The sequence below is a fragment of the Neobacillus rhizosphaerae genome, from assembly GCF_937468385.1.
In the GTDB taxonomy this organism is placed as follows: domain Bacteria; phylum Bacillota; class Bacilli; order Bacillales; family Cytobacillaceae; genus Neobacillus; species Neobacillus rhizosphaerae.
Window position 1 is genome coordinate 39,441 of the sequence record NZ_CALBWS010000030.1, and the last position, 26,196, is coordinate 65,636.

25 protein-coding genes, 1 rRNA gene and 2 other annotated features are annotated in these 26,196 nt (G+C 40.9%); all 26 genes read right to left on the reverse strand.

Annotated elements, in window-relative coordinates; all coding sequences use genetic code 11:
- Positions 1-237: 237 nt before the first annotated feature.
- Positions 238-3,798, reverse strand: a complete 3,561-nt coding sequence (gene rpoB / locus M5A78_RS19250) for a DNA-directed RNA polymerase subunit beta (RefSeq protein WP_248736898.1) — start codon at positions 3,796-3,798, stop codon at positions 238-240.
- 258 nt (positions 3,799-4,056) lie between these two features.
- A complete protein-coding gene (locus M5A78_RS19255) occupies positions 4,057-4,656 on the reverse strand; it encodes a class I SAM-dependent methyltransferase (RefSeq protein ID WP_248736899.1) in 600 nt (199 codons plus the stop codon).
- 218 nt (positions 4,657-4,874) lie between these two features.
- A complete protein-coding gene (rplL, locus tag M5A78_RS19260; RefSeq protein WP_248736900.1) occupies positions 4,875-5,237 on the reverse strand; it encodes a 50S ribosomal protein L7/L12 in 363 nt (120 codons plus the stop codon).
- 64 nt (positions 5,238-5,301) lie between these two features.
- Positions 5,302-5,802, reverse strand: a complete 501-nt coding sequence (rplJ, locus tag M5A78_RS19265; protein WP_248736901.1) for a 50S ribosomal protein L10 — start codon at positions 5,800-5,802, stop codon at positions 5,302-5,304.
- A 116-nt stretch (positions 5,803-5,918) separates the two neighbouring features.
- Positions 5,919-6,066 (reverse strand) — a sequence feature (ribosomal protein L10 leader region).
- Positions 6,067-6,120: 54 nt separating this feature from the next.
- Complete coding sequence (gene rplA / locus M5A78_RS19270; protein WP_248736902.1) at positions 6,121-6,819, reverse strand: 50S ribosomal protein L1; 699 nt, start codon at positions 6,817-6,819, stop codon at positions 6,121-6,123.
- A gap of 118 nt (positions 6,820-6,937) precedes the next feature.
- Positions 6,938-7,363, reverse strand: coding sequence for a 50S ribosomal protein L11 (rplK, locus tag M5A78_RS19275; protein ID WP_007085303.1), 426 nt, complete (start codon positions 7,361-7,363; stop codon positions 6,938-6,940).
- A 173-nt stretch (positions 7,364-7,536) separates the two neighbouring features.
- Complete coding sequence (gene nusG / locus M5A78_RS19280) at positions 7,537-8,073, reverse strand: transcription termination/antitermination protein NusG (RefSeq protein WP_248736903.1); 537 nt, start codon at positions 8,071-8,073, stop codon at positions 7,537-7,539.
- A gap of 140 nt (positions 8,074-8,213) precedes the next feature.
- Positions 8,214-8,396: a preprotein translocase subunit SecE gene (secE, locus tag M5A78_RS19285; protein ID WP_248736904.1), complete on the reverse strand. Its 183-nt coding sequence runs from the start codon at positions 8,394-8,396 to the stop codon at positions 8,214-8,216.
- A 52-nt stretch (positions 8,397-8,448) separates the two neighbouring features.
- Positions 8,449-8,595: a 50S ribosomal protein L33 gene (gene rpmG, locus M5A78_RS19290; RefSeq protein ID WP_248736905.1), complete on the reverse strand. Its 147-nt coding sequence runs from the start codon at positions 8,593-8,595 to the stop codon at positions 8,449-8,451.
- 210 nt (positions 8,596-8,805) lie between these two features.
- Positions 8,806-9,456, reverse strand: a complete 651-nt coding sequence (gene sigH, locus M5A78_RS19295; protein WP_248736906.1) for an RNA polymerase sporulation sigma factor SigH — start codon at positions 9,454-9,456, stop codon at positions 8,806-8,808.
- A 70-nt stretch (positions 9,457-9,526) separates the two neighbouring features.
- The gene (locus tag M5A78_RS19300; protein ID WP_248736907.1) at positions 9,527-10,036 is read right to left on the reverse strand and encodes an NYN domain-containing protein; all 510 of its coding nucleotides are present in this window, start codon (positions 10,034-10,036) and stop codon (positions 9,527-9,529) included.
- Positions 10,037-10,039: 3 nt separating this feature from the next.
- A complete protein-coding gene (rlmB, locus tag M5A78_RS19305) occupies positions 10,040-10,783 on the reverse strand; it encodes a 23S rRNA (guanosine(2251)-2'-O)-methyltransferase RlmB (protein WP_248736908.1) in 744 nt (247 codons plus the stop codon).
- On the reverse strand, positions 10,780-11,205 hold the full coding sequence (locus M5A78_RS19310) for a Mini-ribonuclease 3 (RefSeq protein WP_248736909.1): 426 nt from the start codon (positions 11,203-11,205) through the stop codon (positions 10,780-10,782). The genes rlmB and M5A78_RS19310 overlap by 4 nt, the downstream gene beginning before the upstream one ends.
- 3 nt (positions 11,206-11,208) lie before the next feature.
- A complete protein-coding gene (gene cysS / locus M5A78_RS19315) occupies positions 11,209-12,606 on the reverse strand; it encodes a cysteine--tRNA ligase (protein WP_248736910.1) in 1,398 nt (465 codons plus the stop codon).
- Positions 12,587-13,255, reverse strand: coding sequence for a serine O-acetyltransferase (gene cysE / locus M5A78_RS19320; RefSeq protein ID WP_248736911.1), 669 nt, complete (start codon positions 13,253-13,255; stop codon positions 12,587-12,589). The genes cysS and cysE overlap by 20 nt, the downstream gene beginning before the upstream one ends.
- Before the next feature lie 49 nt (positions 13,256-13,304).
- Positions 13,305-13,573: a binding site (T-box leader), on the reverse strand.
- Positions 13,574-13,701: 128 nt separating this feature from the next.
- Entirely contained in the window at positions 13,702-15,159 is a 1,458-nt protein-coding gene (gene gltX / locus M5A78_RS19325) for a glutamate--tRNA ligase (protein ID WP_248736912.1), read from the reverse strand.
- A 74-nt stretch (positions 15,160-15,233) separates the two neighbouring features.
- Positions 15,234-15,716: a 2-C-methyl-D-erythritol 2,4-cyclodiphosphate synthase gene (gene ispF, locus M5A78_RS19330; RefSeq protein ID WP_248736913.1), complete on the reverse strand. Its 483-nt coding sequence runs from the start codon at positions 15,714-15,716 to the stop codon at positions 15,234-15,236.
- Positions 15,717-15,954: 238 nt separating this feature from the next.
- A complete protein-coding gene (ispD, locus tag M5A78_RS19335) occupies positions 15,955-16,644 on the reverse strand; it encodes a 2-C-methyl-D-erythritol 4-phosphate cytidylyltransferase (RefSeq protein ID WP_248736914.1) in 690 nt (229 codons plus the stop codon).
- 107 nt (positions 16,645-16,751) lie between these two features.
- The gene (locus M5A78_RS19340; protein ID WP_248736915.1) at positions 16,752-17,840 is read right to left on the reverse strand and encodes a PIN/TRAM domain-containing protein; all 1,089 of its coding nucleotides are present in this window, start codon (positions 17,838-17,840) and stop codon (positions 16,752-16,754) included.
- A gap of 201 nt (positions 17,841-18,041) precedes the next feature.
- Positions 18,042-19,115, reverse strand: a complete 1,074-nt coding sequence (disA, locus tag M5A78_RS19345; RefSeq protein WP_248736916.1) for a DNA integrity scanning diadenylate cyclase DisA — start codon at positions 19,113-19,115, stop codon at positions 18,042-18,044.
- Positions 19,116-19,118: 3 nt separating this feature from the next.
- Positions 19,119-20,501 carry a DNA repair protein RadA gene (gene radA, locus M5A78_RS19350; RefSeq protein ID WP_248736917.1) on the reverse strand — a complete coding sequence of 461 codons (1,383 nt, stop codon included), beginning with the start codon at positions 20,499-20,501 and terminating at the stop codon, positions 19,119-19,121.
- A 298-nt stretch (positions 20,502-20,799) separates the two neighbouring features.
- Complete coding sequence (clpC, locus tag M5A78_RS19355; protein ID WP_248736918.1) at positions 20,800-23,241, reverse strand: ATP-dependent protease ATP-binding subunit ClpC; 2,442 nt, start codon at positions 23,239-23,241, stop codon at positions 20,800-20,802.
- A 19-nt stretch (positions 23,242-23,260) separates the two neighbouring features.
- A complete protein-coding gene (locus tag M5A78_RS19360) occupies positions 23,261-24,331 on the reverse strand; it encodes a protein arginine kinase (protein WP_248736919.1) in 1,071 nt (356 codons plus the stop codon).
- A 1-nt stretch (position 24,332) separates the two neighbouring features.
- On the reverse strand, positions 24,333-24,881 hold the full coding sequence (locus M5A78_RS19365) for a UvrB/UvrC motif-containing protein (RefSeq protein ID WP_248736920.1): 549 nt from the start codon (positions 24,879-24,881) through the stop codon (positions 24,333-24,335).
- A gap of 25 nt (positions 24,882-24,906) precedes the next feature.
- Positions 24,907-25,368, reverse strand: coding sequence for a CtsR family transcriptional regulator (locus M5A78_RS19370; protein WP_248736921.1), 462 nt, complete (start codon positions 25,366-25,368; stop codon positions 24,907-24,909).
- 698 nt (positions 25,369-26,066) lie between these two features.
- Positions 26,067-26,183 (reverse strand): 5S ribosomal RNA (gene rrf, locus M5A78_RS19375).
- Positions 26,184-26,196: the final 13 nt, after the last annotated feature.

The following is a 26,196-nucleotide window of genomic DNA, read 5'->3' on the forward strand; positions in this document are numbered from 1 at the left end:
TTAATGCGTAAAAAACGTAAACGGCTTAAACGCCGCCAACAATTATTAGAAACTCAACTATATTCAAAGTGCTAATCTAACTTAATAAAGGCGGTGTGAGCAAAGCTGAACTTTACTTAATTCATCGTATAAAATGTATTTTTTCACTCAGATTAGGTAAACAGAGTCATTTTTGCGGAGCTCCGCCCCTTTACCACTAAAACCTAAGCGCACATTCGTGCGCTTAAGCATGATTCATTACTCTTTGGAACCTACTTTTTCTGATTCTAAACTTTGTGCCTCAGGAACGATGTTTAATGTATCTACTTGTTGCAAGTCATCGTCATCTTCCATATCACGCATTTCAATTTCTTGTTCGTCACCGGAAAGAATTTTTACATCCATACCAAGACTTTGAAGCTCTTTTATTAATACCTTGAATGACTCAGGAACTCCTGGCTCTGGTACATTTTCACCTTTGACAATCGCTTCGTATGTTTTCACACGACCAACAACGTCATCTGATTTAACTGTAAGGATTTCTTGAAGCGTATATGCTGCACCGTATGCTTCAAGTGCCCAAACTTCCATCTCACCGAAGCGCTGACCACCAAATTGGGCTTTACCACCAAGTGGTTGCTGCGTAACAAGTGAGTAAGGTCCAGTTGAACGGGCATGTAATTTATCATCAACCATGTGCGCCAGTTTAATCATATACATAACACCGACAGAAACACGGTTATCAAATGGTTCCCCTGAGCGACCATCATAGAGGACGGTTTTCGCATCACGAGCCATACCTGCCTCTTCAATAGTTCCCCACACATCGTCCTCAGTGGCACCGTCAAATACCGGTGATGCCACGTGAATGCCGAGAGCTCTGGCAGCCATTCCAAGATGGAGTTCAAGTACCTGTCCGATGTTCATACGAGATGGTACCCCTAAAGGATTTAACATGATATCAACCGGTGTGCCATCTGGTAAATAAGGCATATCTTCTTCTGGTAAAATTCTCGAGATAACCCCTTTATTACCGTGTCGACCCGCCATTTTATCCCCTTGATGGATTTTCCGCTTCTGAACGATATAAACACGGACAAGCTGGTTTACACCTGGAGGAAGTTCATCACCATCTTCACGGTTAAACACTTTAACGTCATGAACAATTCCGCCGCCGCCGTGTGGAACACGAAGTGATGTGTCACGGACTTCGCGGGCTTTTTCACCAAATATCGCATGTAAGAGACGTTCTTCTGCCGTTAATTCAGTTACACCTTTAGGCGTTACTTTACCAACTAGAAGGTCACCGTCTTTCACTTCTGCTCCAGTTCGGATAATTCCACGCTCATCCAAATTACGAAGCGCATCTTCGCCAACATTTGGAATGTCACGAGTGATTTCCTCTGGTCCAAGTTTCGTATCACGAGACTCAGATTCGTATTCTTCAATATGAATAGAAGTGTAGACATCATCTTTTACTAGACGTTCACTCATAATGATGGCATCTTCATAGTTATAGCCATCCCATGTCATAAAGGCAACGAGGACATTTCGTCCCAGTGCTAACTCACCTAGCTCCATTGACGGGCCATCAGCAAGAATTTCACCTTTTGTAACACGGTTACCAACAGCAACAATTGGGCGTTGGTTATAGCAAGTTCCTTGGTTGGAACGAATAAATTTTAATAGACGATATTTATCGAGATTACCTTTTACCTCTTGACCGTCCACTTCTTTAATTTGGCGGACCCATACCTCACGGGCTTCAACATGTTCAACAATACCTTCATGCTTACATATAACAGCTGCTCCGGAGTCTTTACCAGAAACATATTCCATACCTGTACCAACTCGTGGTGCTTCCGGTTGCATAAGTGGTACAGCTTGACGCTGCATGTTTGCCCCCATCAATGCACGGTTCGAGTCATCATTTTCAAGGAATGGGATACAGGCTGTTGCAGCTGAAACTACCTGTTTCGGTGATACATCCATATAATCAACACGTTCACGTTTTACAGTTGTGTTTTCACCACGGAAACGAGCCACTACTTCTTCATCTAGGAATGAACCATCATCACCAAGACGAGAATTCGCTTGTGCCACCACATAATTATCTTCTTCATCCGCTGTTAAGTAATCGATACGGCTTGTTACCTTTCCAGTATCCGGATTAACACGTCGGTACGGTGTTTCAATAAAACCGAAACGATTTACCTTCGCGTAAGATGATAAGGAGTTGATAAGACCAATGTTCGGACCCTCAGGTGTTTCAATCGGGCACATACGGCCATAGTGGGAGTAATGGACGTCACGAACTTCCATCCCTGCTCGCTCACGTGTTAATCCACCTGGTCCTAATGCAGACAGACGACGTTTGTGTGTTAATTCTGCAAGTGGGTTGGTTTGATCCATGAATTGCGATAACTGTGAGCTTCCAAAAAACTCTTTGATTGACGCAATGACTGGTCGAATATTAATCAACTGCTGCGGTGTAATCGTTGCTGTATCTTGAATCGACATTCTTTCACGAACAACACGTTCCATCCGAGATAATCCGATGCGGAACTGATTTTGTAAAAGTTCACCAACAGAACGAAGACGTCTGTTTCCTAAATGGTCGATGTCATCTGTATCGCCTACTCCATGTAATAAATTGAAGAAGTAGCTAATTGATGCAATGATATCAGCCGGGGTGATATTTTTAATTGGTTCCGCCACATAAGCGTTACCCAATACATTAATTACTTTTTCATTTTCATCACCAGGAGCATAAATCTTAATACCCTGAAGAATAATTTCATCTGCCACTACGCCACCAAAAGGATTAAAGCCTTTGAAATTAACATTCTTTTCAAGAGCTGGTATAATTCTGTCAAGATTTCTTCTATCGAGAACAGTTCCTTTTTCAGCAATAATTTCACCTGTTTCAGGATCAGCAAGCGACTCTGCTAAACGTTGATTGAATAAGCGATTTTTAATATGAAGCTTTTTATTAATTTTATAACGGCCTACATTAGCAAGATCATATCGCTTAGGATCAAAGAAACGAGAAACTAATAAACTTTTTGCATTATCAACGGTTGGCGGTTCACCTGGGCGAAGACGCTCATATATTTCTAGAAGCGCTTTGTCAACACCTTCCGTATTGTCCTTCTCAAGAGTATTACGAATATACTCGTTATCCCCAATCAATTCAATGATTTCTTGATCAGAGCCGAAGCCAAGTGCACGCAAAAGAACCGTAACGGGCAGTTTCCGAGTACGATCTATTCTCACATATACGACATCTTTGGCGTCTGTTTCATATTCCAGCCAAGCGCCGCGGTTCGGAATTACTGTAGCCGTAAAACCTTTTTTACCATTTTTATCAAGTTTTCCACTAAAGTAGACGCTCGGTGAACGCACTAATTGTGAAACAATAACACGTTCTGCCCCGTTAATAACAAACGTACCAGTTTCCGTCATAAGTGGAAAATCACCCATGAACACATCCTGATCTTTTACTTCACCTGTTTCTTTGTTTACAAGACGTACTTTTACACGTAATGGAGCAGAATATGTAACGTCCCGTTCTTTTGATTCTTCAACAGAATACTTTGGATCGCCAAGGCTGTAATCAATAAATTCTAGTGATAGGTTACCAGTAAAGTCTTCAATCGGCGAAATGTCCTGGAACATTTCACGTAATCCCTCATCAAGAAACCATTGATAGGAAGAGGTTTGGATTTCGATTAGATTTGGTAATTCTAAAACTTCACTGATTCGCGCGTAACTTCTTCGTTGGCGGTGTCGTCCATACTGAACTAGTTGACCTGTCAACTGATTCACCCCTCAAATCAAGCGTTATTTAATAAAATCTATTTTACGTCTATCAGAAGGAACAGAAGCCCCTTCTATTAGACAAAAAGAAAAAGGGTTTTTTAACCAAAAAACCACATTTTCACATTTTGGCTATTATTTTGTCATCATTTCCTTCTTATCCCGTTTTTATACTAATAATTAAGTATTTTAAGGAATAATTCGGAAATTATTATGATGGCATTTTATAATGCTATCACAACAGTCTTTTCAAGTCAACTATTTAATTGCCTTAATGATAAAATAGCCTTTGGATTTGTCAAAAGTCTCTACTTCGGAAAATAGCGTATTTAATTTTTCAAGTGCTGATGGTGCTCCTTGTTTCTTTTGAATCACTACCCAAAGTTCACCATGCGGGACAAGATGTTCAAAACTTTGTTCAAAAATCTCATGAACAGTCTTTTTCCCTGCTCTAATCGGAGGATTTGTTAATATTGCAGCAAAGTTACTTTCCTTTACATTTAACAAGCGGTCACTCTCATAAATAACAATATTTTCAATCCGATTAAATTGGGCATTTTCTTTTGCCAACTCGATTGCCCGGTCATTTACATCTACCATGTGAACCGTTCGTTCGCGATTGTCTTTCGCAATCGATAAACCAATCGGACCATAGCCGCAACCAACATCAAGAACAAACCCTTGCACCTCTGGCATGATAAAAGACTCAATAAGTAACCGCGAGCCAAAGTCTACTTCTCTTTTTGAAAAAACTCCATTATCGGTTTTAAAACGAAATAGATGATTCTTTAGGGTGTAATCCCAATATTTCGGATCACTTTCAACCTTTTGGGTTCGAGAATAATAGTGTTCGGACATTAGACTCACCTCCCGGGGAGTATTAAAAATAGAGGTAATTGAGGATAGATTTCTTTAAGCTAAAGAAAACTTGCCGACTTGCGAGCCCCTAAGGACGAAGACAGAGGCGTAGTTGCTCTTATGCGAAGTAAGAAAGTATAAATGTTCGCACCAAAAGTTTATACTTTCTTACTAGCCAAAAAAAGCCCGCTTATACAGCGAGCTTTTCTATTAGGTTATTACTTAACTTCAACGTTTGCTCCAACTTCATCAAGCTTAGCTTTGATTGCTTCAGCATCTTCTTTAGATACGCCTTCTTTAATAGCTTTTGGAGTGTTGTCAACAAGATCTTTTGCTTCTTTAAGTCCAAGGCCAGTGATTTCACGTACAACCTTGATAACTTTGATTTTTTGATCTCCAGCGCCAGCAAGGATTACATCAAATTCAGTTTGCTCTTCAACAGCAGCAGCACCAGCTCCGCCAACCATTGCTACAGGAGCAGCAGCAGTTACGCCGAATTCTTCTTCGATTGCTTTTACAAGATCGTTAAGTTCTAAAACAGTCATATTTTTAACTGCTTCAATGATTTGTTCTTTAGTCATGATTAATTTTCCTCCTTAGTTTTCGTTACGTTTATTTGTTTAACGCTTCAGCTCTTCTATTAACTTACGCGCCTTGTTCTTCTTTTTGATCTGCCACAGCTTTTGTAGCAAGAGCAAGATTGCGAATTGGAGCTTGTAGTACGCTGAGTAGCATAGAAAGCAAGCCTTCGCGTGATGGTAGGTCAGCAAGAGCTTTAATCTCTTCAGCCGTTGCGACATTTCCTTCGATTACACCTGCTTTAAGTTCAAGTGCTTCGTGTTTTTTCGCAAAGTCATTCAAGATTTTAGCTGGTGCTACAACATCTTCAGTACTGAACGCGATTGCGTTCGGACCTGTTAATGCCTCATTTAAGCCAGAAAGCTCAGCTATATCAGCCGCACGGCGAGTCATCGTGTTTTTGTAAACCTTGAACTCAACGCCAGCTTCACGAAGTTGTTTACGTAGTTCAGTTACTTCAGCAACTGAAAGACCACGATAATCAACAACAACAGTTGATACGCTCTTCTTTAATTTATCAGTGATTTCGTCAACGATGTGTTTTTTTGCTTCGATTGCAATGCTCATCTTTACACCTCCTGTAGATTGTCTACATTTATACCAGGTAAAGCAAACTTGCCGTTAGGCGAAGTCAGAGGCTTAGTTGTACTTATCCGTTCAGAATTTATAGGAATAAATTCTGATTAGCCAAGTAAAAGCCTCCATATCAAATTTCAGACATGGAGGCAGCATACAACAGCTGAACGGTTCAGCTGAATCTATTCTCTAACCTCGGCAGGAAAAATTAAGCCAATTGGCACCTGCTGTCTACAGTACAAATGTTTATTATTTTAAACAACAAAATTCATTATATAAAATGTAGTTTTGTTTGTCAATTGGTAAAAATTATTTAGCTGAAGCAGTTGAAGGATCTACCTTCACTCCAGGTCCCATAGTTGAAGCAACAGTAACGTTCTTCATGTAAGTACCCTTTGCTGCTGAAGGCTTAGCTTTAAGCATTGTTTCAAACACAGTGTTAAAGTTTTCAACAAGCTTTTCGTTTTCGAAAGATGCTTTACCGATTGGTACGTGGATGTTTCCAGCTTTATCAACACGGTATTCAACTTTACCTGCTTTAATCTCATTAATTGCTCTTGTTACATCAAATGTAACAGTGCCTGTTTTAGGGTTTGGCATTAAGCCTTTAGGTCCTAACACACGGCCAAGTTTACCAACTTCACCCATCATATCAGGAGTTGCAACGATAACATCAAAATCAAACCAACCTTGTTGGATTTTGTTGATGTACTCAGAATCTCCTACATAATCAGCGCCAGCTGCTTCTGCTTCTTTCAACTTTTCACCCTTCGCAAATACTAAAACGCGTTGAGTTTTACCAGTACCGTTTGGAAGTACTACAGCACCACGGATTTGTTGGTCCGCTTTTTTAGGGTCAACGCCTAAGCGGAATGCAACCTCTAGAGTTGCGTCAAACTTTGTGAAATTGGTTTTCTTTGCAAGATCAATTGCTTCTGCAATTGGGTATGCCTTTAGGCGATCTACAAGCTTTGCAGCTTCTAAATACTTTTTACCTTTTTTAGCCATTTTATTTTCCTCCTAGATTGTGGTTTTAGCGGAATGAATAACCTCCCACGAATAAAGGTTGCGAGTGAATTTTTCAACATCGCAACCCCCCTTCATTACACAAAACAGTTAGCACAGATTAATCTTCGATAACGATACCCATGCTGCGTGCAGTACCTTCGACCATGCGCATTGCTGCTTCAACGCTTGCTGCGTTAAGGTCAGGCATTTTTTGTTCCGCAATCTCGCGTACTGTATCACGCTTTACTGTTGCTACTTTATTACGGTTTGGTTCACCAGAACCAGACTGAATTCCAGCTGCTACTTTCAAAAGAACGGCAGCGGGAGGAGTTTTCGTAATAAATGTAAATGAACGGTCTTCAAATACCGTGATTTCAACAGGAATGATCAATCCAGCTTGATCTGCTGTACGAGCGTTAAATTCTTTACAGAATCCCATGATGTTTACACCGGCTTGACCTAGTGCAGGACCAACTGGTGGTGCAGGATTTGCTTTACCAGCAGGAATTTGTAATTTAACGACTTTAATTACTTTTTTAGCCACGAGACACACCTCCTTAAAGTCCGTGATGTGGTAATAGGGTACCTTTGGAACCCTCCCACTCAACAATAGTCTTTATATAATAATCATAAAGAACTTGATAAAAGTCATGTCTCTGGTGGAGACATACTGACCTATGAAATATTACCACTTTTTAAAAATGTTTTCAAGTTTTTTTACATTAATTTCTCAATCTGAGTAAAATCCAGTTCAACCGGGGTATCCCGCCCGAACATATTAACAAGAACTTTAAGCTTCGACCTATCTTTATCCATCTCTTCAATGTTTCCAGTAAAGTTGGCAAACGGACCTTCTTTGACACGAACGGTTTCGCCAATTTCATAATTAACATCAACGCGTTTTTCTTCTACTCCCATCCGCTTCAAAATGACAACTACTTCCTCAGGAAGGAGTGGGGTTGGTTTAGAACCAGATCCAGCCGATCCAACAAACCCAGTGACACCAGGGGTATTTCGGACCACATACCAAGAGTCATCCGTCATTACTAATTCCACCAAGACGTACCCCGGGAAAACCTTACGTTTTACTACTTTTTTCTTACCATTTTTGAAATCTGTTTCTTCTTCCTCAGGAACAACAACGCGGAATATTTTATCCGACATTCCCATTGATTCGACCCGCTTTTCCAAATTGGTCTTTACCTTATTTTCATAACCTGAGTAAGTATGGACAACATACCAATTCTTTTCCATTTTAAGAGGACTAGATCGTCCGTCCCTCCCTGTTTTTTAATGGGAAATTCTATATTTCTACAAATTAAAAAACCCGTTTATACGGGCTTTTAGATAAAATTTCCTTTATTAACCACCATTATACCATGAATGAATACTTATTATTCAAGAATTAAGCGAATCAATTTTGAAATTCCTAAATCTAGAACAGCAAAGAACGCTGCGAAAAAAACAACGGTCGATAACACCGTAACCGTAGAACGGATAAGTTCACCGCGTTTTGGCCAACTTACTTTTCTCATTTCACGGGCAATATCACTGAAGAACTTCATTAAGCGTTGCATTTTTAGTAACCCCCAACTATCATAAGTAGCACTGCAAGAATCTATCTAAAAATTATTTTGTTTCGCGATGAATTGTATGGGTTGCGCAAATCTTGCAGAATTTTTTCAATTCCAACCTATCTGTTTGTGTCTCTTTGCTGACAGTCGAATAATTTCGTGAGCCGCAGTCAACACAAGCAAGAATTACTTTTTTGCTCATATTCGACACCTTCAACTTTTTTTCTTGGCGATAGGAAAGTAACATTCCTATCAAGTATAAGTGCAACTACGCTTCATGAACGACCCTAAAAGGCTCGCCAATTGACGAATTTTCTTTATATATCCCTAAAAATGTAACATGACGCCTAATTAATGTCAATAACCATTGAGAACAGATTTATCATATTGACATTGAATCATTTTGGAAAAATCACAGTGAAAATTCACGAATTTCTAAGTAGCGCTCAAGCTTCCTTTTCACACGCTGTAAAGCATTATCAATCGATTTAACATGGCGATTCAGTTCCTCAGAAATCTCTTGATAGGATTGTCCATCTAAGTAAAGAGCTAAAACTTTTCTTTCTAAGTCGCTCAATAATTCAGACATTTTGACCTCTATAAGGTCAAATTCTTCTTGGTTAATAATGAGCTCTTCAGGGTCAAGTACCTTGGCACCTGACAGAACATCCATCAATGTCCGATCTGATTCTTCATCATAAATTGGCTTGTCCAAAGAGACATAAGAATTTAACGGGATATGCTTCTGCCGTGTCGCTGTTTTAATCGCGGTAATGATTTGCCGCGTAATACATAACTCAGCAAATGCCTTAAAGGACGTGAGCTTGTCCTCGCGAAAGTCGCGAATCGCCTTATAAAGGCCAATCATTCCTTCTTGGACAATATCTTCCTTATCGGCTCCAATTAAAAAATAGGATCTTGCTTTTGCACGAACAAAATTACGATACTTATGGATTAAATAATCCAATGCTTCACTATCACCTTGGTGCACCAAATCGACGATTTCTTCGTCTTCCATCCCAAAGAAATGGTCATTGGTTTTTGTCCCGAAATCCGTACTCAACGTAGATCCCCTCCACCGAACAAGCATAGATAGTAATAGTATACATTAGAAATATTTTGAAGTCGAGCAGTCATTTTTGTCCTCGGCGCCATTTTTCGAAAATTTCTGCAATTTCATCACTAATTGGTATTTTGGAGACCGGTTTTTTTTCTTGGATTTTCTTCACTTTTTTTTCAATGCCCTTTTCAATGGAGGACATTTCAACTAGTAGCTCACGGGCGGACTTCCTGAGAGCTCCTTGTCCAAAAATAGCCCATTGTTCTGTGTAATCAGAAGTAGCGACATGGATTTGTGTTCTTCGATTGTTTAGACTGATCGCCATTTTTTCAATTCGCTCATCCGCTGTTTCATTTTCCTTTGTAAAAATAACCTCTACTTTATGGTTTTTATATTTTTTTTCTGTACCTTGCACATAATAGGCATCAAATACAACAATCACACGGTAGCCAGAAAATGCCTGGTACTCAGCCATTCGTTCGACTAAGCGATCTCTTGCAGCGGGCAGGTCTCGGTCCTTTAACACCCTTAGCTCTGGCCAGGCCCCGATAATGTTATATCCATCGACCAGCAGGATATCCATAGTTTACCCCTTTAGCGGATGCCGTTTTCGATAGACCTCATACATAAGCAAAGCCGCTGCAACAGAGGCATTTAAGGATGTCACCTTCCCCGCCATTGGCAGGTGAATGAGAAAATCACATTTATCTCTAATCAGTCGTCCCATTCCTTTTCCTTCACTGCCAATCACAAGTCCAAGAGGAAGATTTCCATCAAACTGGCGATAATCTTCTTTTCCTTTAGCATCTGTTCCAGCAATCCAAACGCCCCGCTCTTTTAATTCATCAATCGTCCGTGCCATGTTGGTCACACGGACTACCGGTATATATTCAATCGCTCCCGTTGAGGCCTTGGCGACTGTCGCAGTTAAGCCCACAGCCCTGCGCTTTGGAATAATAATACCGTGTGCCCCGACTGCATCTGCTGTTCTCATGATCGACCCGAGATTATGAGGATCTTCAATTTCATCCAGCAATAAAAAGAAAGGAGGTTCGTTTCTCTTTTCTGCCGCACGAAACAAATCATCGATTTCCGCATATTGATAGGCAGCAACGTAGGCAAGGACTCCTTGATGATTTTGATCGGTAATTTGATCAATTTTTTTCTTTGGGACAAATTGGACAATCACATGCGCTTCTTTAGCTAATTGAGTAATTTGCTGCATTTGACCACGCTGTGAACCTTCTGCAATTAATATTTTATTTATGTCCCGCTCCGATTTTAGTGCTTCAATAACTGGATTTTTTCCAATAATGTAATCTTGATTCATCCTACTGTTCCTCCTTTCTTTTCGTTCACATAGATAAATGCCTTTTCAATTAACTCCTCTAACCGCTCCTTATACCCGATTAAAAATAAGTATCCCATCAATGCTTCAAACGCTGTGCTATAGCGATACGTTTGCACATCCGTATTTTTTGGAACTGTTCCAGACTTCGCGTTCCTGCCACGCATAACAACGGCTAGTTCTTCCTCATTAAGAAGCTTATCATCCATCATTTGAAAAAGAATTTGGCACTGGGCTTTGGCTGAAACATACTTTGTTCCTGCACGATGCAATTGATGCGGCCGAACTTGCCCGCTAAATAAAAGGTGCCGTCTTACATACGTTTCAAATACAGCATCCCCCATGTAAGCAAGTGCAAGGCTATTCAATTGTTTAGCATCGATTGTATTTTCGTAATCAATCATAACTTAGCCTCTTTTCCACCTAGTGCCCTGCGCTGTGTCTTCTAAAATAATATTCATTTCCTTAAGCTGATCGCGAATTTCGTCAGATAATTGGAAGTTCCGGTCTTTCCGAGCCTGATATCGCTTAGCAATAAGCGCATCAATTTCTTCGTCGAGCATTTCTTCATTTTCCATCTTTAACCCTAATACCTGGAATAATTCTTCAAATTGTTTAGTGAAAGCTTCAATAACTTCCACAGACGTATTTTTCTCAAGCATGTAGTAGTTAGCCAATTTAGCGAGTTCAAATAAAACGGAAATCGCTAAGGCCGTGTTAAAATCATCGTCCATCGCGGCAATGAATTCGCCATGTAATCCCGCAATTTTATCAAGCCATTCTTGATTATCATCCGGTAAATTCGTGCTTGCTAATGCCCGATGCTTTAAGTTTTGATAGGAGGTTGTCAGCCTTTCAAAAGCGGCCTTTGTGCTCTCCAATAATTCTTCACTGTAATTAATCGGATTGCGGTAATGCACAGACAGCATAAAGAATCGTAACATCTGCGGATTATGCTTTTTAATAATGTCATGCACTAAGACAAAATTGCCAAGTGATTTCGACATTTTTTCATTATCAATATTGATATAGCCGTTATGCATCCAGTACCGTGAAAATAGCTTTCCTGACAGGGCTTCCGATTGGGCAATTTCATTTTCATGGTGTGGGAAGGTTAGATCCTGTCCGCCAGCGTGGATATCAATGGTATCACCAAGATATTTTTTCGCCATTGCCGAGCATTCAATATGCCATCCAGGTCTACCAAGTCCCCAAGGGCTTTCCCAGAAGATTTCCCCTTCCTTGGTTGCTTTCCATAAAGCAAAGTCTAAATCATCTTGTTTCTTATCACCGACTTCAATCCTCGCTCCTACCCGGAGGTCATCAACTGATTGATGGGAAAGCTTGCCGTATTCATCGAAGCTTCTTGTCCGGAAATAAACGTCACCTTCTGACTCATAAGCATAGCCCTTTTCGATTAATTGGCTAATGAAATCAATGATAATATCCATGTTTTCCATTACACGCGGATGAACATCGGCTTTTTTGCAGCCTAATGCCGAAACATCCTCAAAGTAGGCGTTGATAAAACGGTCAGCAATCGTGGGAACATCTTCCCCAAGCTGATTAGCAGCTCGAATCAATTTATCATCTACATCGGTAAAATTGGAAACATATTGGACATCATAACCTCGATATTCCAAATAGCGCCGTACAGTATCAAAGACAATTGGTGGACGTGCATTTCCTATATGAATAAAATTATAAACCGTCGGACCGCAAACATACATTTTGACCTTTCCGGCTTCAAGTGGTACGAATGTTTCCTTTTTGCGTGAAAGTGTATTATAAATTTGAATGGCCATCGTCTTTTATCCTTTCTCTTTTTAATTGTTCCAGTTGTTGCTTTACCTGAATTAATTCGTCTTGCATTTCTCTTAAGCGATCAGCAACAGGATCTGGCAGGTCACAATGATTTAAGTTATTATTAATTCGTTTTCCATCTTGAATGACAACTTTTCCTGGAATCCCAACTACCGTTGAGTTAGGGGGAACCTCCTTTAAAACAACAGAGCCGCCGCCAATTTTGGAATTCTCCCCAATCGTAATCGACCCAAGCACTTTTGCTCCCGTGGCAATGAGAACATTATCCATTATCGTAGGATGCCTTTTTCCTTTTTCCTTACCCGTTCCACCAAGAGTTACCCCTTGATATATAGTTACATTATCCCCAATTTCACAAGTTTCCCCAATCACCACACCCATGCCGTGGTCAATAAAAAATTTTCGGCCTATTTTTGCCCCTGGATGAATTTCAATTCCGGTAAAGAAGCGGCTAACTTGTGAAATGACCCTGGCAAGGAAAAATAATTTACGGGTAAATAACACATGGGCGAGTCGATGTGACCAAATGGCATGTAGGCCTGAGTAAGTTAAAATGACTTCCAAATAGCTTCGTGCTGCAGGATCTTGTTCAAAAACAACCTCGACGTCCTCCTTTAACTTTTTGAACATCGCCCTTCCCCTCCTCTGTTTAACATAAAAAAGCGCCTCTGTCGTATTCGACAGAGACGCATGACACGTGGTTCCACTCTGATTAGGCTTTTATCAGCTCACTCATACTTAGATCCTTAATGGACAGGTACTCGAGCTAAATTGCCTCACTCTTCTTGTTAACGGATGGCTCCGCCCATATCTACTCGAGAAATCTCTGTTTCGAAATGGGGCTCAGAGGTGCATTTCAAAAAATGAGGGGCCTAAACCACTTTCAGCCGATGGTGGTTCTCTCTTTTAAAGCATCATTTTTTTACTTTTCCTCTTCTACGCTTTTTCTATATATTAGAATTTATTATATTTGACTTCGATCCAACTCCACAAGGAAGGTCTCAGCACCATTAGCATCGTACAAAGGAAGCGTGCATTTCTTGTTTCTTTTACTATATTACATTTTCCCTTTAATGTTAACCAATAATTTTATGAATTCTCATTTGAACCTTATGTTTACCTAAAAGCTCTATCGCTTGCGGAAGGTCTGGTCCGTGTGTCTGTCCTGTCACCGCTGCCCGGATTGGCATAAACAGATTTTTCCCCTTATGGCCGGTAGACTTTTGCACTGCCTTCATCGCCGCCTTGATTCCATCAGCTTGGAAGCTTTCAAGTTGATCAAGCTCGTGGGAAAATGCTTTTAACACTTCTGGAACTTGTTCTCCTGCTAAAATTTCCTTCGCATCCGCTTCGTATTCTGCTTCGTCCTTAAAGAACATATCCGATAATCCGATAATTTCAGCACCAAAACTCATTTTTTCCTGGAGGAGAGCCACTAGACTTCGTGCCCACTGATGCTGTTCATCTGTCATCGTTTTACTTAAACGGCCTGCTTTAATTAAGTGTGGCAAGGATAGGTCAACAACGCGGTCAAGCTCAATCTTTTTCATGTATTGGTTGTTCATCCAGGTTAGCTTTTGCTTATCAAATAATGCCGGTGATTTGGATAGGCGACTCGCATCAAATATCTCAATGAACTCTTCTTTGGAGTAAATCTCCTCCTCACCAGCCGGCGACCAGCCAAGCAAGGTAATAAAGTTAAATAAAGCTTCCGGAAGATAGCCCAAATCCTCATATTGCTCAATGAACTGGATAATCGATTCATCACGCTTACTTAATTTCTTACGGCTTTCATTGACAATCAACGTCATATGGCCGAAAATTGGCGGTTCCCAACCTAATGCTTCATAGACCATCAACTGCTTTGGTGTATTAGAGATATGATCATCCCCGCGAAGCACATGGGAAATCTTCATTAAGTAATCATCAATCGTTACGGCAAAATTATAGGTTGGCGTCCCATCCTTTTTGATAATAACCCAGTCGCCCATCCCTTCCGATTCAAAAGAAACAGTACCTTTTACCATATCATCAAACGTATAGGTTTTTCCTTCCGGTACGGCAATTCGAATACTTGGTTTGCGACCTTCGCTCTCAAATTGGTGGCGTTCTTCTTCGGTTAAATGGCGGCATTTACCAGAATAATGAGGTGTTTCACCTCGTTCTGATTGGGCCTCACGCTCTGCTTCAATTTCTGCCTCTGTGCAATAGCATTGATAAGCATGACCCTTTGCTAGTAATTGATTGTAGTAGATTTCATATAGATCATTTCTTTCCGATTGACGGTAAGGTCCGTATTCCCCGCCGACATCGACACCCTCGTCCCAATCCATGCCAAGCCATTTTAAGTATTTTAACTGGCTTTCCTCTCCGCCAGCAATATTTCGCTTTTTATCTGTATCTTCAATTCGAATAATAAATTTTCCGCCTTGATTACGTGCAAATAAGTAATTGAAAAGCGCTGTACGGGCGTTTCCAATATGTAAATGTCCAGTTGGACTTGGAGCATACCTTACACGAACTTCGTTTGACATAACAATAATGCCTCCATCTTTACCATATGTTTTTTATCTGCTTATTGTACCATTGTGCTTTTCTCTGATAAAGCTTAAATGTTTTTCTTTTTTAACAATACAACCACCTGAGAAGCAATCCCCTCTCCCCTGCCGGTAAAGCCCAGTTTCTCTGTCGTTGTTGCCTTTACATTAATTTGTTCCGGTGATGCATCTAACAACTCGGCAATCCGAACGCGCATTTGCTCGATATAAGGAGCCATTTTCGGCTTTTGGGCGATAATGGTGCAATCGGCATTAACAAGCTCGTATCCCTTATCTTTCACCATCTGCCAAACATGCTCCATCAGCTTTGCGGAATCAGCATCCTTGAATTTTGCATCCGTATCAGGGAAATGTTTACCGATATCACCTTCCCCAATCGCACCGAGGCAGGCATCGGAAACCGTATGTAATAAAACATCTGCATCCGAATGACCCAATAGTCCCTTTTCGTATGGAATCGTGATTCCGCCAATGATCAGCGGGCGCCCTTCTGTTAATTGGTGAACATCAAAGCCCTGTCCAATTCGAAACATGATTAAAAACCCCTCTTTTTCTCTAATAAATATCAAATCTTTGAACTTCGATTACTGTCTAGCTACAGCGCCTAGGGGCTCGAGGTCATAAGCGAATCGCTTCGGAAGGCAAAAGACGCCTTCTGTCAGCGCTTATCTTATGCTTGGCTACAGAAAGCTATCGCTTTCTGTACGCATTAAGGGAGACTAAGAAACTGGCTGGCTTCGCTTGCCAATTTCAAATCTCCCTATATCGCCCCTAACCAAGGCGCTTTCGCTTTTCTAGTATCGCTTCTGCAAAAAATAAATCTTCTGGTGTGGTTAGTTTAATATTATCGTAATTGCCTTCTACAATGGCTACAGGATGCTTAAGACGCTCCACTAAACTGGAATCATCTGTGCCAAGAAAGTGATCTTTGTCTGCCTTTTCATAGGCCTCCTGTAAAAGAGAAATACGAAAAGCTTGTGGGGTTTGAACAGCCCACAAGCTTGAACGCTCGACAGTTTCCACTACCACACCATCTTGTACTTTTTTCATCGTGTCTTTTGCCGGAACCGCAATAATGGCAGCACCCGTTTTCTCGGCAGCTTCAGTTAATCGGTGAATCTGTTCTTTTTGGATAAAAGGTCTTGCCGCATCATGAACAAGGATAATTCCATCAGAGTTCACTGTTTTCAAGGCATTATAAATGCTATGTTGACGTTCTTCCCCGCCTGGCACTAAGTTGATTACTTTTGTTACGCTATACTTAGCAAGTAAAGCGATAAAGTCCGCTTCATCCTGTGGGTGAATCGCCAAGATAATCCCCTTGCAAGCCTCATCCTCTTCAAACACCTTTAATGTATGAATTAGTACAGGTATTCCCTTAAGCTCCAATAAAAGCTTGTTTTTCCCCGCTCCCATTCTTTTTCCCAGGCCAGCAGCCGGGAGAATGACTTGGTAAGTCATAAAAAAACCCCTATCTATCTGTCTTCAGCACCTAACCTGGCCGCCTCCACTTTTCTCTTGTCTCGCTCGTGCGCCCAGCCGCTAAACGGTAGCTTGTGCTTTTCTCTCTATAAAGCTTTTTCCAGTAATTTCGGTTTGGCAAAAATCATTCTGCCAGCAGATGTCTGGAGGACACTCGTAACAAGAACCTCGATTCTTTTTCCGATATATTCTCTGCCTTCTTCGACAACAATCATTGTACCGTCATCTAAATAGGCGACACCTTGGTGATATTCTTTACCATCCTTGATTACTTGAACGGTCAATTCTTCACCTGGAAGGACAACTGGCTTCACAGCATTCGCTAAATCATTAATATTTAACACGGAAACATTCTGCAGCTCGCATACTTTATTTAAGTTAAAATCATTGGTTACTAAGATACCATTAGTTAGTTTAGCTAGTTTCACCAGCTTCGAATCTACTTCGCTAATTTCTTCAAAATCACCTTCGTAAATTTCGACCTTAATCGATAGTTCCTTTTGAATACGGTTTAAGATGTCCAAGCCTCTGCGGCCGCGATTTCGTTTCAACACATCAGAAGAATCAGCGATATGTTGTAATTCCTCAAGCACGAACTGGGGAATAATAATCGTTCCTTCCAAGAACCCTGTCTGACAAATATCGGCAACACGGCCATCAATAATAACGCTCGTATCTAATATCTTCCAATCCGAACCAATAGCCTTTTCGTTCTCCTCGTCGGCTGTCTTCTTCTTATTGCTTCGATTACCAAAAAGCCCTAGCAATTCATCCCTTTTTTTGAAGCCTACCTGAAAGCCAAGGTAGCCAAACAATAGCGTCAGCAAAATGGGCGCGACCGCATTTAAAAATTGTACCTGTATAGCATTTAGCGCAAAACCAATCAAAAAAGCAACAATCAAACCAAAAATCAATCCTACACTGCCGAAAAGCACATCTGTTACAGGGATTTTCACTAACGAATCTTCAGCCCATTTAATAAAATTAAAGACATAATCTACTGCCCAAAAGGTAATAAGATAAAAGATAATAGCACCTAAAATAGCAGTGACATATGCGTTACTAATTAGTGGAATGTCATTAATATGAAGTAATCTGAACAATTCCGGTAATAACAATATCCCAAGCGTACCTCCAATTATGAGGAAGCATGCTTGCACAATTCGTTTTAACATTCCTTCACCTCCTCTAATTCATTATAAACATATTCCTAAAATTGAAACCTTGATTTGCTGATTATTTTTCCAAAATGTAACCATTTTGAAATCTATTTGTTTTCTTCCAGCTTACTCCCATAGGGTAGCATTGGACAAATTTTGTGTCAAACAAATTGAAATTTTTTATTTTAGCACATGAGCATTGTTTTTTCAATGCTTTTATAGCTGCCGGTCAGTGTTTAAGCGCTCCTTAATCAATCGAAAGCCTTCTAGTATTTTCTTCGCGCGAACCTCCCCAATTCCCTCAACATCATCCAGTTCGTCCACCGTAGCAGAGGTGATTTTTGCAAGTTCCCCAAAAGAGCTGATAAGATTTTCAATAATAATCGAAGGAAGTCTGGGAATCTTATGAAGGATTCGATAGCCGCGCGGATTTTTATTTTCATCGAGATGAACATAGCCAAGATAGCCCATTAACTTTAAAAGGACCATATCCTCAAGCGAGCCATTGTTGGCTAAAACCTGCATCCGACCAAGGACATCCCCCGCCTTTATATCCCGTTCGAAGGCATAGTCTTTAATAATCAACATAATCTCATCTTCTAAAACAGTTAAAATTTCATTCATTTGTAAGCGAATGAGCCGTCCTTCTGTCCCCAACTCATGCAGAAAGGTTAGCAGTTCGTTTTTTATCTTTAATACCATTTCAAAACGATGGAGGACAAGTAAAAAATCATTATAGGTAACCGACTCCTCGAACTCTAAAATACTCAAATTAGTAATACTATGCTCCAACACTGACTTATACTTTTCAAGCGTCTGAATCGCTTGATTAGCCTTTGTCAAAATGACGGCAATATCTTTTAGCACATAGCGGAAATTCCCCTGATACAAGGTAATCACATTTCTTCTTTGTGAAATTGCAATCACAAGGGCTTTGGTCTGTTTGGCCACTCTTTCGGCAGTGCGATGCCTCATACCTGTTTCGGAAGAAGGTATTTCAGCGTTAGGGGCTAGCTGAGCATTGGCAAAAAGGATTTTGTTTCCTAATTCATTTAAGATAATCGCTCCATCCATTTTTGCCAATTCATATAAAAAGCTCGGTGAAAAAGGGCAATTGATCTCAAAACCGCCATCGACAATTCCTTTTAGCTTTTCCTTATAACCAACAACAATAAGTCCCCCAGTATTTGCCCTCAGTACATTATCAATTCCCTCGCGAAGGGGTGCACCGGGTGCAATAAACTGCAAAACATCACGGACAGATTGTTCACCAAGCTTTTTATTTTCCATCTGTTAACCCTCCAACGCTGCTTTTAGTGCCTCACTAACCGACGATACCCCAATCAGTTGGACCCCCTTTGGCCCCTTCCAGCCACTTAAATTATTGGCAGGCAAAATAACACGTTCAAAGCCTAACTTTGCAGCCTCCTGAACACGCTGCTCAATTCTTGACACCCGTCTTACTTCGCCAGTTAATCCTACTTCGCCAATAATGCAATCTGTCGGCCTAGTTGGTTTATCCCTAAAACTCGAGGCAATACTAACGGCAACCGCCAAATCAATCGCAGGCTCATCCAATTTTACGCCCCCTGCTACTTTCAAGTAGGCATCCTGATTTTGCAGCAGCATCCCAACGCGCTTTTCTAAGACGGCCATTAAGAGCGGCACACGGTTATGGTCGATTCCCGTTGCCATTCTTCTTGGATTTCCAAAGCTTGTCGGTGAAATTAACGCCTGAATTTCAACGAGGACAGGACGTGTCCCTTCCATTGATGCTACGACAGTCGAGCCTGCCGCTCCCCGGGAACGTTCTTCAAGAAAAATTTCTGATGGATTTTCTACTTCTTCAAGACCAAATTCCTTCATCTCAAAAATGCCCATTTCATTCGTTGAGCCAAAGCGGTTCTTCACGGCCCTTAGAATCCGGTAGGTGTGATGCCTTTCTCCTTCAAAATAAAGGACGGTATCTACCATATGCTCTAACAGCCTTGGTCCCGCAATTGAGCCTTCTTTTGTTACGTGCCCGACAATAAAAATGGCAATCCCTTTCGTTTTACCGATTCTCATTAATTCGGAAGTACATTCACGGACCTGTGATACGCTGCCCGGTGCTGACGTTACTTCCGGGTGGAAGACGGTCTGAATCGAGTCAATGATAACGAAGCTAGGGTTTGTATTCTCAATCGTTCGGTTTATTTCTTCTAGGTTTGTTTCCGCATAAACTAACAGATTTTCCGATGATATCCCTAATCGTTCGGCACGGAGTTTCGTTTGTCTCAATGACTCTTCACCAGATATATATAAAACCTGATTGCCTTTATTGGCAAGCTGTGAAGATACTTGCAAAAGAAGAGTAGATTTTCCGATACCTGGATCTCCGCCAATTAATACTAACGAGCCCTTTACCACTCCCCCGCCTAGGACGCGGTTCAGTTCATTTAGGTCGGTTAAAATACGCGGTTCATTTTCCATTTCAATCGTATTGATTGGCATTGGTTTTGATAAAAGGCCTGTGGCACCCTGAGAATGCGCGAACGCTCCCCTTCTTGAAGCGCCTGTGACCTCTACTTCCTCAACCATCTTATTCCACTGCCCGCAACCCGGACATTTCCCCATCCACTTTGGAGATTCATACCCGCACTCCTGACAGATAAACTTTGTTTTTCGTTTCGCCATCCTGCTTCTTTCCTCTCTTAAAAGCACAAGCGCCCGGTTAGCGGCGTATGGACTGGAGTGCTTCGACTGAGATAAAGGAAACACGGTGAGCGTAAACGAACCAATGTTGACTTATCTTAGGGAGAAGCGCGAAGTACACTAGCCGCTGGGCGCTGGAGCTGGACAATTCTTAAAGTCCAATGTTAAAAATTCTTATATTTTTAAAAAAAAGAGGTACACGAATCGACTTTATTCACGTGTACCTCTGTTTGCTGTTATTTAACACTTAAAAATTATCTGTTGAAAAACTGATACTATTCTATTTCACTAAACTTGTTTGTTCGGCCATTCTCACGATAAATTCACCATTATCCACATCAATTATTGCAAGCTGCCCGGTCAATAATGTCCCTTTTAGCAGTTCTTCCGAGAGCCGGTCTTCAATATGCTTTTGAATGGCACGACGGAGAGGTCTTGCCCCATACTCTGGGTCATAACCCTCTTGTGATATTTTCTCCTTCGCAGCATCCGTTAACTCTATAGAAATATCCTGTTCCTTTAAGCGTTTGATTAGCTGGTCTGACAACAACGTAACAATTTCATTAAGATGCTTTCTTTCTAAGGCATGGAAAACAATGATTTCATCGATCCGATTCAAGAATTCAGGACGGAAGGCTTTCTTGAGTTCCTCCATCACCTTACTCTTCATGTCTTTATAATCGTGCTCGCCATCTTGGATATTGAAACCAACGTATTTATTACGTTTAAGCGCTTCAGCACCTACATTGGAGGTCATTATCAGAACAGTATTTCGGAAATCAACTGTTCTTCCCTTTGAATCTGTTAAGCGCCCATCTTCTAGTACTTGAAGCAGGATATTAAATACATCTGGGTGTGCTTTTTCTATTTCATCGAGCAAAATAACCGAGTACGGTTTCCTGCGAACCTTTTCCGTTAATTGTCCGCCTTCCTCATAACCGACATATCCCGGAGGTGAACCAACTAGTCGGGACGTGGAGTGCTTCTCCATATATTCAGACATATCAATCCGAATCATCGCATCTTCATCGCCAAACATCGCCTCAGCAAGAGCACGGGCTAATTCTGTTTTTCCGACCCCGGTTGGTCCAAGGAAAACAAAGGAACCGATTGGACGTTTAGGATCTTTTAATCCAGCACGTGCACGGCGGACGGCTTTAGAAACTGCTTTGACTGCCTCTTCCTGGCCAATAATCCGAGAATGAAGGACTTCCTCTAAATTAAGTAATTTTGCTGTCTCCGTTTCGGCAAGCTTGGAGACGGGCACTCCCGTCCAGCTTGAAACGACACTGGCAATATCCTCAACCGTCACTTCATTATTTTCTTTTCCTTGTTTTTCCTTCCACGTTTTCTTCGTTTCTTCGAGCTGTTCACGCAGACGCTGTTCTGTATCCCTTAACGAGGCTGCTTTTTCAAATTCCTGACTTTGGACAGCTGAATCCTTTTCTTTCCTTACTTCCTCAAGCTTTACCTCTAATTCTTTTAAATTGGGTGGCGTAGTATATGAGCGGAGCCGTACCTTTGAGCCCGCTTCATCGATTAAATCAATCGCTTTATCCGGCAGGAAACGATCTGAAATATACCGATCTGAAAGCTTTACTGCTGCTTTAATGGCTTCATCAGTAATCGAAACACGGTGATGAGCTTCGTAGCGGTCTCGTAAGCCCTCCAAAATTCGGATTGATTCGTCTGCCGTTGGTTCATCGACACGGATCGGCTGGAAGCGTCGTTCTAACGCGGCATCTTTTTCAATATATTTTCGATATTCATCAAGCGTCGTTGCTCCAATACACTGGAGCTCTCCGCGGGCTAGCGATGGTTTTAAGATATTTGAAGCATCTATGGCACCTTCTGCACCACCAGCGCCGATTAATGTGTGCAGCTCATCAATGAATAGAATAATATTACCAGCCTGGCGAATCTCATCCATTACTTTTTTCAACCGGTCCTCAAATTCACCTCGATATTTCGTCCCAGCTACAACTGTTCCCATATCAAGGGTCATGACTCGTTTATCGCGAAGAATTTCCGGCACTTCATTATTCACAATTTGCTGAGCCAGCCCTTCTGCAATCGCTGTTTTCCCAACACCAGGCTCACCAATTAGGACTGGGTTATTTTTTGTCCGCCGACTTAAAACCTCGATAACTCGCTGAATTTCCTTGCTGCGTCCAATCACAGGGTCAAGGCTTCCTTCGCGGGCAATTGAAGTTAAATCTCTAGCCAGGCTGTCAAGTGTTGGGGTGTTAGCACTAACAGAGGAACTGCCCTGATGTCCTCCAGATTCGTTACTTCCTAATAATTGCAGCACCTGCTGCCTTGCTTTATTTAAGCTAACACCAAGATTATTAAGGACTCTGGCAGCAACCCCTTCTCCCTCACGAATCAACCCAAGGAGAATATGCTCTGTGCCCACATAGGAATGTCCTAATTTTCTCGCCTCATCCATTGACAATTCAATGACCTTTTTCGCTCTTGGTGTATAGTGAATCGTTTGAGAAGTTTCTTGTCCCTTGCCAATTAAATTTTCCACTTCATTTTGGATTTTATCGGAACCTAAGCCAAGACCATAAAGCGCTTTTGCAGCAATTCCTTCCCCTTCGCGAACTAACCCTAATAAAATATGCTCTGTTCCTATGTTATTATGTCCAAGGCGAATCGCCTCTTCTTGTGCTAAAGCCAGCACCTTTTGTGCTCTCTCAGTAAAACGGCCGAACATCATATTATCTTCCTCCTCACCATTATTTTTCTTGCTCCATTATGAGTCGTTCTCTAATTAATGCTGCACGTCTGATATCCCTTTCATGCGGCCGTAATGGACCACCTGCATATTGCTGTAAAAACCCTGGCTGGGTTAAGATCATTAATTCATTTAAAATCGTTTTTGGTAAATTTTCGATAAAACCTATATCTATCCCAAGCCGAACATCTGATAAACACTTGGCTGCCTCTTTCGACTCAATGATTCGACTATTAGACAGAACGCCTAATGAACGGAATATCCTGTCTTCTAATTGTATGTTTGAAGTTTTTCGTAATGCTTCACGGGCCGACCTTTCTTGTGAAATGAGCTGACTGACAACCCCCTTAAGGTCCCTGCCGATATCTTCCTCCGATTTTCCAAGCGTGATTTGATTAGAGATTTGAAAAATATTCCCTAACGCTTCACTTCCTTCACCATAAATTCCTCTTACAACAAGCCCTAATTGGTTGATAGCAGGAATGATTCGATTAATCTGCTGCGTTAAGATTAACCCTGGCAAATGCATCATGACAGAGGCACGGAGACCTGTTCCCACGTTTGTAGGACAGCTGGTTAAATAACCGTGCTTTTCATCAAACGCATACTGAATATTACTTTCAAGCCAATCATCAATTTCATTAGCAGCATCTAAGGCTTGGGATAATTGCAATCCTGGGAACAGGCATTGAATTCGAATATGATCCTCTTCATTAATCATAATACTAACTTCTTCATTTTCGGTTAATAAAACAGCACCATACGGTGATTCTTCAGCTAGTTGAGGGCTGATCAAATGCTTTTCTACTAACACCCTCTTTTGAAGTGGCTGCAATTCATCAATTTTCAACAATTCCATTTGCCCAAATTTTTGAAAACGTGATCTTCCTAAAATTTCTTCCATATTTACAATAATCATTTTTGCTTCTTCATGTGAAAAAATAGTTGGAAATTTATAATCTTCGAAGTTCCGGGCTAAACGAATTCGGGAACTAAGGACAATATCCGAGTCAGGTCCTTCTTCGCTCATCCAAGAGCTGACAGCTTGATTAAGAAATCGTTCAAGCGACACGTTATTCCCCTCCCTTTTCACTTCCAGCTAATTTTTTCTCTAACGTCCGTATTTCATCTCTTAGCTCCGCGGCTTTCTCAAACTCTTCATGGGAGATGGATTCTCTAAGGTCATTTTTCAATTCTTCAATCTGTTTACGGAGGTGAATGCCCCCGCCAATTCTTTTCGGAATTTTCCCGTTATGTGTCCAGTTTCCACTGTGAAGACGTCTTAATACCGGTTTTAGCTGATCCTTAAATGTATCATAGCAATGGGTACAACCGAAGCGACCAACCTTTAAAAACTGTGGAAATGTCATCGAGCAGCAGTCACACTGAAGGATTTCCTCCTGATGAAATGGGCTTTGGCTTGGCTCTTGAAAAGCAGGGTCGATATTTAACAACCCTGCTAACAGGTTATTAAATGCAAAACCCGATTCTCCAGTAAAAATAAACATCTCGCCCTTTTCTTGTGAACACTTCTCACAAAGATGCACCTCTGTCTTTTCACCATTAATGATTTTGGTAAAATGAAGTGCTGCAGGCCTTTGATTACATTCTTGGCAAATCATACTCTCACCTCTCCAGCAGCAAATATTATTTATATTTTAAGGAAGTTAACATAGCTTTTAACATTCTTGCTCTTAATTCATCCCGGTATGGAAGATCAATATATAAAACAGAACGATCAATTACACTTAACATAATTTTTGCTTCCCGCTTTGTAATAATTTCCTCTTGGACAAGACGGATAATGACGTCTTCGGCGCTTGTTTGACTAATACGACTCTGAACGAGTGAAAGCAATTGGTCAATTAAATGCGCCAAATCATGTGATTGAACCTTAATTATCCGAATATAACCGCCGCCGCCCCGTTTGCTTTCAACAATATATCCTCTTTCAATGGTAAAGCGGGTATTGATTACATAATTGATTTGTGAAGGAACACATTGAAATTTATCAGCGATTTCACTTCTTTTAATTTCAACAAGATCCTCTTCACTCATTTCCAATACTTGTTTTAGATACTTCTCGATGATATCGGAGATGTTTCTCATCCTCCCACCCCCTATCTTCTGACTTTGACTATATTTGACATAAATTATACTGAAATTCTTATGTAGATGCAACGATTCACTACTAATGATTTTCTCCAAATCGCACGGTTGCAAAACCTGCGATTATTTAAAAGTTTTTATTAAAACAATTTGGTAATTAATAGTGGAACGATAAATTAAAGAGAAGTAAGTGTTAGGTAGGTTCGAGTATTTTACCTGCTGATTTTTGGAGCGCTTGTTTTTGTGTAGGATGTCTTCGAAAATACTGTTGCTTTCTTACTAAATTTGCCTAATTCCTTTGATTAGGATGATAATTTTTATTCGCTTCATGATTTTAATTGAGAATTCCACCAATTTTTTTCTAAAAGGTCTTGCTATATTCAGCTTATCAGTGGCTTTTTTTGATATATCAGCGTCTTTGTTACTTTTATCAGCGACTTTGTTGCCTTTATCAGCGACTCTGTTGCTTTTATCAGCGACTTTTATGTTATATCAGCGAATCGAAGGGTAATGGTCAGATCGTCCTTTAGTTTCACTAAAAGCAACAAGCTATGAAAAAAGAGCCTTTGTGTACGACCCTTCTCAGATCCTCTTTTTTGGTTACCTTTTAAGAGTACGTCCCTTTTACTCGCCATCTCTTCTAGGTTACCCTTCTGAACAGCAAAAAGGACAATCCTCTCGGATTGTCCTTTACACATGCCTGGCAACGTCCTACTCTCACAGGGGCGCCTGCCCCAACTACCATCGGCGCTGAGAAGCTTAACTTCCGTGTTCGGTATGGGAACGGGTGTGACCTTCTCGCCATTGCTGCCAGACTATTTGGTTGAG

Coding starts and splice junctions, on each gene's coding strand:
- M5A78_RS19255 (WP_248736899.1), bottom strand. CDS start 4,656: ATGTCCGAACACTATTATTCTCGAACCCAAAAGGTTGAAAGTGATCCG.
- rplL (WP_248736900.1), bottom strand. CDS start 5,237: ATGACTAAAGAACAAATCATTGAAGCAGTTAAAAATATGACTGTTTTA.
- rplJ (WP_248736901.1), bottom strand. CDS start 5,802: ATGAGCATTGCAATCGAAGCAAAAAAACACATCGTTGACGAAATCACT.
- rplA (WP_248736902.1), bottom strand. CDS start 6,819: ATGGCTAAAAAAGGTAAAAAGTATTTAGAAGCTGCAAAGCTTGTAGAT.
- nusG (WP_248736903.1), bottom strand. CDS start 8,073: ATGGAAAAGAATTGGTATGTTGTCCATACTTACTCAGGTTATGAAAAT.
- secE (WP_248736904.1), bottom strand. CDS start 8,396: ATGCAACGCTTAATGAAGTTCTTCAGTGATATTGCCCGTGAAATGAGA.
- rpmG (WP_248736905.1), bottom strand. CDS start 8,595: ATGAGCAAAAAAGTAATTCTTGCTTGTGTTGACTGCGGCTCACGAAAT.
- M5A78_RS19300 (WP_248736907.1), bottom strand. CDS start 10,036: ATGGATATCCTGCTGGTCGATGGATATAACATTATCGGGGCCTGGCCA.
- rlmB (WP_248736908.1), bottom strand. CDS start 10,783: ATGAATCAAGATTACATTATTGGAAAAAATCCAGTTATTGAAGCACTA.
- M5A78_RS19310 (WP_248736909.1), bottom strand. CDS start 11,205: ATGATTGATTACGAAAATACAATCGATGCTAAACAATTGAATAGCCTT.
- cysS (WP_248736910.1), bottom strand. CDS start 12,606: ATGGCCATTCAAATTTATAATACACTTTCACGCAAAAAGGAAACATTC.
- cysE (WP_248736911.1), bottom strand. CDS start 13,255: ATGTTCAAAAAGTTAAAGGAGGACGTCGAGGTTGTTTTTGAACAAGAT.
- gltX (WP_248736912.1), bottom strand. CDS start 15,159: ATGTCAAACGAAGTTCGTGTAAGGTATGCTCCAAGTCCAACTGGACAT.
- ispF (WP_248736913.1), bottom strand. CDS start 15,716: ATGTTTCGAATTGGACAGGGCTTTGATGTTCACCAATTAACAGAAGGG.
- ispD (WP_248736914.1), bottom strand. CDS start 16,644: ATGACTTACCAAGTCATTCTCCCGGCTGCTGGCCTGGGAAAAAGAATG.
- M5A78_RS19340 (WP_248736915.1), bottom strand. CDS start 17,840: ATGTTAAAACGAATTGTGCAAGCATGCTTCCTCATAATTGGAGGTACG.
- disA (WP_248736916.1), bottom strand. CDS start 19,115: ATGGAAAATAAAAAGCTTGGTGAACAATCTGTCCGTGATGTTTTGCAG.
- radA (WP_248736917.1), bottom strand. CDS start 20,501: ATGGCGAAACGAAAAACAAAGTTTATCTGTCAGGAGTGCGGGTATGAA.
- clpC (WP_248736918.1), bottom strand. CDS start 23,241: ATGATGTTCGGCCGTTTTACTGAGAGAGCACAAAAGGTGCTGGCTTTA.
- M5A78_RS19365 (WP_248736920.1), bottom strand. CDS start 24,881: ATGATTTGCCAAGAATGTAATCAAAGGCCTGCAGCACTTCATTTTACC.
- M5A78_RS19370 (WP_248736921.1), bottom strand. CDS start 25,368: ATGAGAAACATCTCCGATATCATCGAGAAGTATCTAAAACAAGTATTG.